The sequence below is a fragment of the Brucella pituitosa genome (assembly GCF_965577835.1).
Lineage (GTDB): Bacteria > Pseudomonadota > Alphaproteobacteria > Rhizobiales > Rhizobiaceae > Brucella > Brucella pituitosa.
Genome location: NZ_OZ264092.1, coordinates 844857 through 857847 on the forward strand (window position 1 = coordinate 844857; position 12991 = coordinate 857847).

Genomic DNA, 12991 nt, shown 5'->3' on the forward strand with positions numbered 1-12991 from the left:
ACGCTGTATTCATATCGTCCACTATGCTGTTATCTCTAATGCGTTTGTGAGGAGGAAACAAATGTCAGAAACAAAAGATCCGATCGTTATCGCCAGTGCGGTACGAACACCGATCGGAAGTTTTCAGGGGGCGCTCAAGGGAGAGGCTGCAACAGCACTGGGCGCTGTTACGATCAGGGAAGCAGTCAGCCGCGCCAAGCTCAACCCGGATCAAATTGACGAAGTGCTTATGGGCTGTGTCTTGCCCGCAGGGCTGGGACAGGCACCCGGACGTCAGGCCTCAATTCATGCTGGCCTCCCGCAGGACGTGCCCTGCTCGACCATCAACAAGGTTTGCGGTTCAGGTATGAAGACCGCCATGCTGGGCACCGATCTCATTTCCGCAGGAAGTGCGGAAATCGTGGTTGCTGGTGGCATGGAAAGCATGACCAATGCACCTTATCTGCTTGAAAAAGCACGCGGTGGCTATCGCATGGGCCACGGCAAAATCTACGATCACATGTTCCTCGACGGCCTTGAAGACGCTTATGACAAAGGCCGCGCCATGGGAACATTCGCGGAAGAAACCGCAGACCACTACCAGTTCACGCGTCAGCAGCAGGACGAGTTTGCTCTGCGCTCGCTGTCGCGCGCACTCAAAGCTACCGAGGCAGGCTATTTCGCGAATGAGCTGGTCAGTGTTGCAGAGCTTGACCGCGATGAGCAGCCAACCCGCGCCAAGCCTGAAAAGATACCGAATCTCAAGCCTGCCTTCCGTGAAGGCGGCACTATCACCGCTGCCAATTCTTCCTCGATTTCGGATGGTGCCGCATCCCTCACCCTGATGCGCCTGTCCAAAGCTGAAAAGCTTGGCATAGAACCGCTTGCCATTATTTGCGGTCATGCAAGCCATGCGCAACAGCCTGCTTTATTCACCACGGCACCGATTTTTGCGATGAAGAAACTCTTCGAGAAAACCGGCTGGAATGCACGCGACGTTGATTTGTTTGAAATCAATGAAGCTTTCGCCGTTGTTGTTATGGCTGCAATGCAGGAACTCGACCTTCCCGCCGACAAGGTGAATATCCATGGTGGTGCCTGCGCTATGGGCCATCCGATTGGCTGCTCTGGCGCGCGCATCATCGTCACGCTGCTTCATGCCATGAAGCAGAACGATCTCAAACGCGGCATGGCTTCAGTCTGTATCGGTGGCGGCGAAGCAACTGCCATTGCAGTTGAGACAATCTGAGGGGGCATTATGGATATTGAAGGAAAAATCGCCATCGTCAGCGGTGGTGCATCGGGTCTGGGTGCTGCGACAGCGCGGGCATTGGCTGCCAAAGGCGCAAAAATTGCGCTCCTCGACTTCAACATCGATGGTGCCAATACTGTCGCTTCTGAGATTGGTGGCATCGCCGTTCAATGCGACGTCTCGGATGCGGCAAGTGCTGAAGCGGCATTTCAGATCATCAGCGAAAAGCTTGGAACACCATATATTCTGGTGAATTGCGCAGGCGTTGCCCCGGCAAAGAAAATGCTCGCTCGCGATGGCAGCGTTATGCCGCTCGATGATTTCCGCCGTGCTGTTGAAATCAACCTCATCGGCTCATTTAATCTGTTGCGGCTGTTTGCAGATGTCGCATCCAAAAGCGAAGCTCTGCCAACCGGCGAGCGCGGCGTTGTGATCAATACCGCCTCTGTTGCGGCTTTTGACGGTCAGATTGGCCAGACGGCCTATGCAGCTTCTAAAGGCGGGGTTGTCGGCCTGACACTGCCTGCTGCGCGTGAACTTGCGCCACTCGGCATTCGCGTGTGCGCCATCGCACCCGGTATTTTTGAAACCCCAATGCTCAAAGGCCTGCCGCAACCGGCACAGGATGCGCTTGGGAAAATGGTTCCTTTCCCCCCACGTCTGGGTCGGCCAGACGAATATGCGGCGCTCGCACTGCATATTATCGAAAACAGCATGCTCAATGGCGAAACCATAAGGCTCGATGGTGCGCTGCGTATGCCTCCGAAATAGAGCGCATATGCGCCAAAGTCTTTCAGACATTTTGAGAGTAGGGAAATGCATAAATCCACAACCAACAGCAACATGCGGACGGGTGGTCAGATATTGGTGGATGCACTTGGCATTCACGGCGTCGACCGCGTTTTCTGCGTGCCTGGCGAAAGCTATCTTGCAGCACTTGATGCCTTTCACGATGTCAGCGACGAGATTGACCTCATCGTCTGCCGTCAGGAAGGTGGAGCAGCTTACATGGCTGATGCCTACGGCAAGCTGACCGGAAAACCCGGCATCTGCTTTGTCACGCGCGGTCCCGGCGCAACCAACGCCTCCGTAGGCGTTCATACAGCCTTTCAGGATTCCACGCCGATGCTTCTGTTCATCGGGCAGGTCGCGAGCGATCAGGTGGAACGCGAGGCATTTCAGGAAGTTGATTACCGTCGCATGTTCGGCCAGATGGCTAAATGGGTAGTGCAGATCGATGATGCCGCCCGTATCCCGGAACTGGTCAGTCAGGCTTTCCACCGCGCAGTCAATGGACGCCCCGGCCCTGTGGTCATCGCCCTGCCGGAAGATATGCTGACATCACACGCAACGGTCAGTGATACACCGGCATACAAGCATGTCGAGATGCATCCGGGAAGCGAGCAGTTACAAGACATGAAGTCGCTTCTCGACAAGGCCGAGCGGCCACTGATGATCGTCGGTGGCGGCGGCTGGAATGCGCAAGCGGTTCGCGACCTGCAAAGATTTGCGGAAAACATGTCCTTGCCTGTTGCAGCCTCGTTCCGCTGTCAGGATATGTTCGACAATACCCACCCGCTCTATGCCGGTGAAATGGGAACATCGATCAGCCCGAAACTTGCAGCCCGTGTCAAAGACTCGGACCTTTTGCTGGTCGTCGGTGCACGCCTTGGCGAAATGACCACACAAGGCTATGAGCTGGTCAACATTCCGGTCCCCAAGCAGAAGCTCATCCACGTCCATTCGGGAGCCGAAGAGCTTGGTCGCGTCTATCATGCAGATATTCCGATCAATGCCAGCATGCCCGCTTTCACAAAAGCAGCGGCAGAACTTTCTCCCATCAGCAACCCAAGCTGGAAAACATGGGCGGAAAGCGCCAATGCCGACTATCGCGACAATCTGAAAACGCCCACCATTCCCGGCAATGTTCAGATGGGCGAGATCATGGAATGGTTGCGTGCACATCTGCCTGATGATGCCATCATCACCAATGGTGCCGGCAATTATTCGGCATGGCCGCACCGCTTCTATCAGTACCGCACCTATCGCAGCCAGTTAGCGCCAACCAATGGCTCCATGGGCTATGGTGTGCCTGCAGCGGTTTCTGCCAAGCTGACGGCACCGGAGCGAACCGTCGTCTGTTTCGCTGGTGACGGCTGTTTCCTGATGAACGGTCAGGAACTCGCAACGGCTGCCCAATATGGTGCCGACGCGATTTTCATTGTCGTCAATAACGGTATGTATGGCACGATCCGTATGCATCAGGAGCGTACTTATCCGGGCCGTGTTTCAGGCACAGGCCTTGCAAACCCTGACTTTGCAGCACTTGCCCGCGCCTATGGCCTGCATGGGGAAACGGTGGAAAAAACCGCAGATTTTGCGGAAGCTTTCAAGCGGTGCGAGCAATCTGGCAAACCGGGTCTCATTGAAATCCGTATCGATCCGGAAGCGCTTTCACCCAAAATGACGTTGAGCCAGATGCGCGAACAGGGACTGGCGAAGCAGCGCTAAAGCGTGTCTCCCAAAGTGGGGGCCGGTTTAACGGTTCTGTTTACTTTCTGCTTCAGGCCGGGTTTTCACCCTCGTGAGAACCCGGCGCTCCTCGTTTGAGGTGATTTCAATCCATTTAAATTTAGAGAATCTCCCTAAAATCATGGAGTTTCACCGCGATGTCGTGCGTGAAATGGCCTCAAATCCGACCAATACAACTTTAGTTGAGTCGAATACAATTTAGGGTAGACATTCCCGTGCAAGTCGCAGATAACCCGCCCGGGTTGCAAATGGGAGGGTAAATTGCGAACACTTAATCTATTCATCATTGGTTTTGGCTTCAGCGCACTTGTCATAACGTGCATCTACGCCATTGGCGGCGGATTGATCTGAACTCATAATCAGGATCGAAGAAGCTCCTCACCCAAAAAGCTTGCTGAGGCCTCGCGCACCGCACCAAGCATAAAATCGCTAATCACTCTGATACGCGGCGCGGCCATGACATCAACATGGCAATTCATCCAATATTCGCGTTCAAGATGCATTTCTTTAGGTAGTACTGGCGCCAGTTCTGAGTGCAGGCTGGCAATGTAATACGGCAGAACACAAAGCCCATAACCAGTCAGCGTGGCTGTCAGCTGTGCATGAATACTGGAACTCTGATAACTGCAGCGCTGCCCCGGCAATATTTCGCGCATGTAATCGAGACCGGGTGTGAACACCATATCATCGATATAGCCAATGAATGGATGCCCCGTCAGATCTTCACGCGACTTGATCGGCGGATGGGCGTTCAGATAATCACGGTGCCCATAGATGAACAGTCGATAAGGCGTGAGCCGTTCGCTGTGATAGGGACCGGTACGCGGCATATGCAATGTAATGGATAACTCCGCTTCGCGGCGCGAGAGCGACATGATCTGCTGGATTGTAACCACTTCGACTGACAGACTGGGATAAGATTGCGCCAGCACCGGCAGGCGGTCGGCTAAAAAGAAGTTGCCGAACCCCTCAAGTGTGGAAAGCCGCACCACACCCGAAAGCGCGGAAAGATTGCCGGTCGCCTCTGTTCGGAATTTCATGGCCTCGCGCTCCATGACCTCCGCCGACTCGACAAGCCGCTCCCCGACTGGCGTCAAAAGATAGCCGCGCGGGTTTCTCTCAAAGAGCTTGGTCGCCAGCGATTGCTCCAGCCGATCAATCCGGCGCAGAACCGTGACATGGCTTGTCCGCAATTGTCTCGCCGCGGTCGAAAGCTGGCCTGTCCGTGCGACAGCCAAAAAATATTGCAGGTCATCCCAGGTAAATTGGCGCAACTGTTCCTCCCTGCCTCTGTCTGTGCATTTTTGTACAGACTGTGTTCAAAAATTGTTGTTCGTGTACGCATTTGTCAATGCTACCGTCCTAATTAATTGCCCGAGTGGAGGAACAGATCGGGCAGAAGCAGAGGGGGAAATGGCTTAGAGGAAAGCCATCGACCCGATCCGAAAGGCATATTTACTGGAGGTTGCCGCCCGATTTTTCGTGGTGGTTTATGGGCTTATTGGGAGGAGCACTGAATGAAACTTTTCGCACTTGCAACGGCTGCACTTTTTGCTGCAACCGCAATTTCATCTGCAGCAGAAATATCGGACGGTAAGGTCAAGATCGGCATCCTGAACGACCAATCCGGCGTCTATGCCGACTTCGGTGGCAAGTGGTCGTTCGAAGCTGCAAAAATGGCTGCAGAAGATTTCGGCGGCAAGGTGCTTGATGCACCCATCGAGATTATCACTGCCGACCATCAGAACAAGCCTGACGTGGCTTCGAACATTGCACGCCAGTGGTATGATACAGAGCAGGTCGATGCCATCATGGAACTGACCAGTTCTTCTGTCGGCTTGGCAGTGCAGGCTCTCTCCAAAGACAAGAAGAAAATCACCATCAATACTGGTGCCGCAACATCTGAACTGACGGGCAAGCAATGCACGCCTTACGGCTTCCATTGGGCTTATGATACCCATGCCCTTGCTGTCGGCACCGGCGGTTCGCTCGTCGAACAGGGCGGCGACACATGGTACTTCCTGACCGCCGACTATGCTTTCGGCTATTCGCTGGAAGAACAGACTTCGAAATTCGTCGAATCAAAAGGCGGTAAAGTTCTCGGCTCCGTTCGTCATCCTTTGAGCACGACCGATTATTCATCCTTCTTGCTGCAGGCGCAGTCTTCAGGTGCCAAAGTTGTCGGCCTTGCCAATGCCGGTCTTGATACGTCCAACGCCATCAAACAGGCCGCTGAATTCGGTATCGTGGCTGGTGGTCAGCGTCTTGCAGCATTGCTCTTCACGCTTGCAGAAGTTCATGGCCTTGGCCTTGATGCCGCACAGGGCCTGACGCTGACGGAAGGCTTCTACTGGGATCGCGACGATGAATCGCGTGAATTCGGCAAGCGTTTCTTCGACCGGACGGGCCGCATGCCGAACATGGTTCAGGCAGGCACTTACTCTGCGGTTCTTCAGTATCTGAAGGCGATCAAGGAAGCTGGAACCGACGAAACAGAAGCGGTTGCCAAGAAGCTGCATGAAATGCCTGTCGAAGATGTCTTTGCCCGTCACGGTAAGGTCGGCGCCAACGGACGCATGATCTATGACATGTATCTGATGGAAGTGAAGAAGCCTGACGAGAGCAAGGCGCCTTGGGATTACTACAAAGTGCTGGCCACCATCCCCGGCGATCAGGCTTACATGAAGCCCGAAGAAAGCGGCTGCCCTCTGGTCACGCAGTAAGGGTGTAATTTAATGGCGAATAACACTCAAACCGTTACGGCCCTGCGTGAAGCAGGGCCAGATGTGGCGCAAACAAGCACGCAGACGGTTCTGTCGGCACGTGGGCTCGGCAAATCATTTGGCGGCTTTCATGCGGTAAAGAATGTCGATCTTGATGTGGATCATGCGCGGGTTCATGCGCTGATTGGCCCCAATGGCGCGGGCAAGACGACCGTCTTCAACCTGCTTACAAAATTTCTCCAGCCGACAAGCGGCGAGATCACACTGCTTGGTGAGAACATCACCAAAACTGATCCGGCCAAGGTTGCACGCATGGGGCTGGTGCGCTCATTTCAGATTTCGGCCACCTTCCCCCATCTGACGGTGCTGGAAAATGTGAAAGTCGCCCTGCAACGCCCCAGCGGTCTTGCAACGCAGTTCTGGCGTTCGTTGTCCGCACTCGATCAGCTTGACGTAAAAGCGATTGAGCTTCTGGAGCGCGTCGGTCTGGCTGATGCCCGTCATGCTCTGGCGGCTGACCTGTCTTATGGCCGCAAGCGTGCGCTCGAAATTGCCACCACACTGGCACTCGACCCAAAAGTGCTGCTGCTTGATGAGCCGATGGCCGGTATGGGGCACGAAGACGTGCACATCATTGCAGCCCTCATCACCGATGTGGCCAGGGATCGTGCGGTGCTGATGGTCGAACACAATCTCAAAGTGGTGGCCGATATCGCCCATCACGTCACGGTGCTGCAACGCGGCGAGATCCTCGCGTCGGGCAATTATGCCACCGTCTCCAAAGACGAGCGCGTGCGCACCGCTTATATGGGAACCGAACATGAATAGAGGCCAACCCTTGCTATCCGTGCGCGGGCTCAATGCCTGGTATGGCGAAAGCCATGCCCTGCATGGCGTCGACCTCGACATCTGGCCCGGCGAGACAATCACGCTGATTGGCCGCAATGGCGTCGGCAAGACCACAACTCTGCGCGCCATTATGGGTATCATTCGCAAGCGTACCGGTTCCATCACGCTTGACGGCAAAGACCTTCTGCGCGTGCCGCTACATCGCATTGCCCGGACAGGGCTTGGCTTTGTGCCAGAAGAGCGCGGTATCTTCGCGACGCTCAATGTGCATGAAAATCTGCTGCTTCCACCGGTTGTTGCCAAAGGTGGTGGGGCAATGTCGCTCAATGAGATTTACGAACTCTTCCCCAATCTCTACGAGCGCCGTAACAGCCCCGGCACCAAACTTTCGGGTGGCGAACAGCAGATGCTGGCCATTGCCCGTATCCTGCGCACCGGGGTCAAGGTGCTACTGCTTGACGAACCGACTGAGGGCCTAGCGCCCGTTATCATCCAGCGTATCGGTGATGTGCTGGTAGAGCTGAAAAAACGCGGCATGACCGTGCTTCTTGTCGAACAGAATTTCCGCTTTGCCGCCAAGGTCGCTGATCGCTTCTATCTGATGGATCATGGCGTGGTAACGGAAAACTTCCCAACCACTGAACTGCCTGCCCGCATGGCAGAGCTGAACGAAGCATTGGGGGTCTGAAACAATGACAATGATTTTCGGCATCCCTTTGCAGGCGCTTCTCGGGCAATTGCTCGTCGGCCTGATCAATGGTTCTTTCTATGCCATGTTGAGCCTTGGCCTTGCCATCATTTTCGGCCTTCTGCGCATCATCAACTTTGCCCATGGTGCACAATATATGCTCGGCGCTTTTGTCGGCTATCTGTTGTTGAGCACGCTCGGCATCGGCTATTGGCCAGCCCTTATTCTCGCTCCGCTGATCGTGGGCCTCGGCGGCGCGATCATCGAACGCGTAGCGCTTTCGAGGCTCTATAATCTCGACCCGCTCTATGGCCTGCTCTTCACCTTTGGCTTAGCACTCGTGATCGAAGGCACGTTCCGCTATTATTATGGCGCTGCCGGTCAGCCTTATGCCGTCCCGCCATCGCTTGCAGGTGGCAGCAATCTCGGTTTCATGTTCCTGCCCAACTATCGCGCCTGGGTGGTCGTCGCCTCACTCATCGTCTGCATCGGCACATGGTTACTGATCGAGAAGACCAAGCTTGGCGCTTACTTGCGTGCTGCCACGGAAAACCCAACCCTTGTGAAAGCCTTCGGCATCAATGTGCCACTGCTCCTCACCTTCACCTATGCTCTGGGCGCAGCTCTTGCAGGTTTTGCCGGTATTCTGGCAGCGCCCATCTATCAGGTCAGCCCGCTGATGGGGTCCAACATCATCATTGTGGTCTTTGCCGTGGTGGTCGTCGGCGGCATGGGGTCAATCCTGGGCGCCATCATCACCGGCTATGTGCTGGGGCTGGCCGAAGGTCTGACCAAGGTCTTCTACCCGGAAGCTTCCAGCATCGTCATCTTCGTCATCATGGCTATCGTCCTTCTGGTGCGACCCGCCGGACTGTTCGGGAAGGAGGCCTGATATGTCTGATACCGCTCTTAAAGCAACCGCAGTGCCGCACGAAGCTAGGGCACCTGCTCTCAACAGCCTTTCTGCTGTCATCCTCGTCATCGCCGTTATCGGATTAATCACAGCGCCCTTCATGGTCTACCCGATCTTTCTGATGAAGATGCTGTGCTTTGCGCTGTTTGCCTCCGCCTTCAACCTGCTGCTCGGCTATACCGGCATTCTGTCCTTTGGCCATGCAGCCTTCTTTGGCGGTGCGGCCTATGTGACGGCCCATGCCGTCAAGGTATGGGGCGTGACGCCTGAAATTGGCATTCTGCTTGGCATGTTAACCGCTGCAGCACTCGGCCTTGTGATCGGCTATCTCGCCATTCGCCGTCAGGGCATTTATTCGACGATGATTACGCTGGCGCTGGCACAGATGTTCTTCTTCTTCTGTCTGCAAGCGGCTTTCACCCATGGCGAAGACGGTCTTCAGGGTGTGCCGCGCGGCTATCTCTTTGGCATCATCGATCTCAACCAGCCGATGAATATGTATTATTTTGTGCTGGCAGTGTTTGTAATCGGGGTCTTTGCGATCTGGCGCATTATCAACTCGCCCTTCGGCATGATCCTCAAATCCGTGCGTGAAAATGAAAGCCGCGCCGTTTCACTGGGCTATTCCGTCAATCACTACAAGCTTGCCGCCTTCGTCATGTCGGCGGCGCTTGCAGGGCTTGCGGGCGGCATGAAGGCGCTCGTCTTCCAGTTCGCAACCTTGACCGATGTGGGCTGGCAGATGTCGGGCGAAGTGATCCTCATGACTCTGCTCGGCGGCATCGGGACACTGATCGGCCCCATCGTCGGTGCAGCCTTTGTGGTAGCTCTGCAGAACTACCTTGCAACCTCAGACTTTCCCGTGACAATTGTCACTGGCGTCATCTTCATGGCCTGCGTTCTGCTCTTCCGTAAAGGCATCGTAGGTGAGTTCTATGCATCGCGGCTTGGAAAGAAACTGTTCGGATAACCGACGGAGCCGCATGTTCATACGATAGCGGCTCCACCTTTTTACTGGATATGAAATCATGACCGACACCTACGATTACATCGTGGTTGGCGCGGGCACGGCTGGCTGCGCCCTTGCGAACCGCCTTTCGGCTGATCCGGACCACTCCGTGCTCCTCCTCGAAGCAGGCGGCAAAGACAACTACGCGTGGATTCATATCCCCGTCGGCTATCTCTATTGCATCGGCAATCCGCGCACCGACTGGTGTTTCACAACCGAAGCAGAGCCCGGTCTGAACGGTCGTTCGCTCGGCTATCCACGCGGCAAGGTGCTCGGCGGCTGCTCGTCAATCAATGGTATGATCTACATGCGCGGACAGGCGCGCGATTACGATCTGTGGCGGCAGGCGGGTTGCTACGGCTGGGGCTGGGACGATGTCCTGCCCCTCTTCAAAAAATCCGAGGATAATTATGCAGGCGCAGATGATCTGCATGGCGCAGGCGGTGAATGGCGCGTGGAGACCGCTCGCCTGCACTGGGACATTCTCGATGCGTTTCGTGATGCCGCCGTCGCTGCGGGCATCCCCGCGACCGATGATTTTAATCGCGGCGACAATGAAGGCGTGTCTTATTTCAAGGTCAACCAGAAGCGCGGCATCCGCTGGAACACGGCCAAGGCCTTTCTGCGCCCGGCACTCGATCGCAAGAACCTGACCGTCCAAACTGGCGCGCATGTGCGCCGTGTCGAGATCGAAGAGCTGCGCGCCACCGGTGTCACCTTTGATCAGAACGGCACCACCCGGACAGTAAAAGCGAAACGCGAAGTCATCCTTGCTGCAGGCGCAGTCGGATCACCGCAAATCCTCGAATTGTCGGGCATCGGACGCGGTGACGTCCTGCAGCAGGCAGACATTCCGGTTGTTCTGGAACGCAAGCAAGTTGGCGAGAACCTGCAGGATCATCTGCAATTGCGTTGCGCTTATAAGGTTACAGGTATTCCGACGCTCAACGAAAAAGCCAGCAAACTTACCGGCAAGGCGATGATCGGGCTGGAATATCTGTTGCGCCGGTCAGGGCCCATGTCGATGGCGCCAAGCCAGCTTGGGGTATTTACGCGTTCTGATCCGTCCTACGAAACCGCCAATCTGCAATATCATGTGCAGCCACTGAGTCTGGAAAAATTCGGCGATGCGGTTCATCCCTTCCCGGCATTCACTGCCAGTGTCTGCAATCTCCGCCCTGACAGTCGCGGATCGATACATCTGAAATCACCAGATCATCGTTCGCAACCCGCAATCAGACCCAATTATCTGGCAACTGAGAGCGACCGTCGCGTTGCTGCTGATGCCATTCGTCTGACCCGCAATATCGTGGCGCAGGCACCTCTGCAAAAGTATCGCCCTGAGGAATTCAAGCCAGGCCCGAGCTATGAAACGCAGGAGCAGCTGGAAAAGGCGGCTGGCGATATCGGCACAACAATTTTCCACCCTGTCGGCACCTGTCGCATGGGATCGGATACCGATGCTGTGGTTGATCCACGTTTGCGGGTAAACGGCATTCAGGGGCTGCGGGTGGCAGATGCGTCTATCATGCCGGGAATCACTTCCGGCAATACCAATTCACCGACTTTGATGATCGCAGAGAAGGCGGCCCAGATGATAATTTCGGACAATCGTTAGAACCAGATTTTGATCAACCCCATGAGCGGAAATGGCAATCCGCTCACCCTTCTGTGAACGCAATTTCGCAATCGTCGAATCTTATTAAACTGAAATAATTTTCCTTGTTTATTGCCGTGCAAACGGGAATTATCGGCATCAAGGTGGGCAGGGGGAGAAAGATCATCTAACATGATCGCTTTCCGGGACCGGCTCTCCAAAAAACTTTAGACAAGGAAAATAAGAATGTCGTCAGTCCTTTCCCGCTATTCATTGACCCGCCGTGCCGGTCTGAAAGCTGCCCTCTTCACCGCAGCAGCCCTCACCGTGGGTTTTGCGAGCGCACCAAGCCACGCCGAAGATAAGACCATCAAGGTCGGCATCATGGGCGGCGAAGACGAAGACGTCTGGAAGGTTGTTGCCGAAGAAGGCAAGAAGCATGGCCTTAATATCGAGCGCGTGACCTTCAATGATTATAACCAGCCGAATGAAGCGCTGGAACGCAAGGAAATCGACGCGAACGCTTTCCAGCACAAGCCTTATCTCGACGAACAGATCAAGCAGCACGGCTACAAGATCGGCGTTGCCGGTTACACCGCAGTCTGGCCAATCGGCATCTATTCACGCAAGATCAAGAGCCTTGATGAACTGAAAGAAGGCGCAGTTGTTGGCGTTCCGAACGATCCATCGAACGAAGGCCGTGCGCTCCGCGTTCTCGAAGCAAGTGGCCTCATCAAGCTGAAGCCGGAAGCAGGCATCCTTGCAACGCCAATCGATGTCATTGAAAATCCTAAGAAGATCGAAATCAAGGAACTCGACGCCGGTGTTGTCGGTCGTTCGATTGATGACCTTGATGTGGCAATCGTTAACAACGATTGGGCAGGCAAAGCCGGCCTCAAAAAGGAAGAAGCGATCGGTTGGGAATCGAAGGAAAACAACCCATACAACAACTTCATCGCGGTCCGTACCGAAGATGAAAATGCTGAGTGGGTCAAGAATCTCGTAGCTTCGTTCCAGAACGACGCTGTGAAGGCCGAACTCGACCGCGTTTACAAAGGCACAGGCATTCCAGCTTGGAATTAATACATGCATAGAAATAAGGCGTTAAAGCGCATCCTGAAAAGTGTGAAACGGTTTTCAGAATAAGATGCGCGTAAAAAAGAGAAGAGCATTTCTAATGATTCAGTTGAAACTTAAAATGCTCTAACGCACTTTTAACGCTTGAAAGACCGCGCCGGGAAGCATTTCCGGCGCGGCTTTTATTGACGTGTGTGAAAAAATTGCCCAAAAGCATCGGCGATGGCTCACATACAATGCGGCATTGCCCATATGAGCCCCTCTGGCATCATTTTCATTGAAGCCTTACCGATTAGAAAGTCGCGGTTCTCCGCGGCACAAGAAGCAGAAGATACGATCGTGACCACTCAACCGCAAACCGCCGCTTTAGCG

At 54.8% G+C, this 12991-nt stretch carries 11 protein-coding genes; 10 read left to right on the forward strand and 1 reads right to left on the reverse strand.

Going from position 1 to position 12991, the window contains the following annotated elements; genetic code table 11:
• Window positions 1-61: 61 nt before the first annotated feature.
• Genes ACSME1_RS04050 through ACSME1_RS04060 form a run of 3 tightly spaced genes read left to right on the forward strand, consistent with a single transcriptional unit; the run spans window position 62 to window position 3742 of the window.
• Window positions 62-1228 carry an acetyl-CoA C-acyltransferase gene (locus tag ACSME1_RS04050; RefSeq protein WP_435654940.1) on the forward strand — a complete coding sequence of 389 codons (1167 nt, stop codon included), beginning with the start codon at window positions 62-64 and terminating at the stop codon, window positions 1226-1228.
• 9 nt (window positions 1229-1237) lie between these two features.
• Window positions 1238-2002 (forward strand): SDR family NAD(P)-dependent oxidoreductase, encoded by a 765-nt coding sequence (locus tag ACSME1_RS04055; RefSeq protein ID WP_024899303.1) that lies wholly within the window; start codon window positions 1238-1240, stop codon window positions 2000-2002.
• 45 nt (window positions 2003-2047) lie between these two features.
• Window positions 2048-3742 (forward strand): thiamine pyrophosphate-binding protein, encoded by a 1695-nt coding sequence (locus tag ACSME1_RS04060; RefSeq protein WP_024899302.1) that lies wholly within the window; start codon window positions 2048-2050, stop codon window positions 3740-3742.
• 380 nt (window positions 3743-4122) lie between these two features.
• On the opposite strand, the gene ACSME1_RS04065 is transcribed toward ACSME1_RS04060, so the two are convergent.
• Window positions 4123-5037 carry a LysR family transcriptional regulator gene (locus tag ACSME1_RS04065; protein WP_024899301.1) on the reverse strand — a complete coding sequence of 305 codons (915 nt, stop codon included), beginning with the start codon at window positions 5035-5037 and terminating at the stop codon, window positions 4123-4125.
• A 243-nt stretch (window positions 5038-5280) separates the two neighbouring features.
• Between ACSME1_RS04065 and ACSME1_RS04070 the strand changes: the two genes are divergently transcribed.
• The 7 genes from ACSME1_RS04070 to ACSME1_RS04100 all read left to right on the forward strand — a co-directional run bounded on the left by ACSME1_RS04070 (window position 5281) and on the right by ACSME1_RS04100 (window position 12625).
• Window positions 5281-6486, forward strand: a complete 1206-nt coding sequence (locus ACSME1_RS04070; RefSeq protein WP_024899300.1) for an ABC transporter substrate-binding protein — start codon at window positions 5281-5283, stop codon at window positions 6484-6486.
• Between the two features lie 12 nt (window positions 6487-6498).
• Complete coding sequence (locus tag ACSME1_RS04075) at window positions 6499-7314, forward strand: ABC transporter ATP-binding protein (RefSeq protein ID WP_024899299.1); 816 nt, start codon at window positions 6499-6501, stop codon at window positions 7312-7314.
• Window positions 7307-8023 (forward strand): ABC transporter ATP-binding protein, encoded by a 717-nt coding sequence (locus ACSME1_RS04080; RefSeq protein ID WP_024899298.1) that lies wholly within the window; start codon window positions 7307-7309, stop codon window positions 8021-8023. The genes ACSME1_RS04075 and ACSME1_RS04080 overlap by 8 nt, the downstream gene beginning before the upstream one ends.
• A gap of 4 nt (window positions 8024-8027) precedes the next feature.
• Window positions 8028-8915, forward strand: coding sequence for a branched-chain amino acid ABC transporter permease (locus ACSME1_RS04085; RefSeq protein ID WP_024899297.1), 888 nt, complete (start codon window positions 8028-8030; stop codon window positions 8913-8915).
• Window position 8916: 1 nt separating this feature from the next.
• Window positions 8917-9906, forward strand: a complete 990-nt coding sequence (locus ACSME1_RS04090; RefSeq protein WP_435654941.1) for a branched-chain amino acid ABC transporter permease — start codon at window positions 8917-8919, stop codon at window positions 9904-9906.
• Between the two features lie 58 nt (window positions 9907-9964).
• Window positions 9965-11563 carry a GMC family oxidoreductase gene (locus ACSME1_RS04095; RefSeq protein WP_105707953.1) on the forward strand — a complete coding sequence of 533 codons (1599 nt, stop codon included), beginning with the start codon at window positions 9965-9967 and terminating at the stop codon, window positions 11561-11563.
• A gap of 225 nt (window positions 11564-11788) precedes the next feature.
• Window positions 11789-12625, forward strand: coding sequence for a MetQ/NlpA family ABC transporter substrate-binding protein (locus ACSME1_RS04100; RefSeq protein ID WP_024899294.1), 837 nt, complete (start codon window positions 11789-11791; stop codon window positions 12623-12625).
• The last annotated feature ends 366 nt before the right edge of the window (window positions 12626-12991 follow it).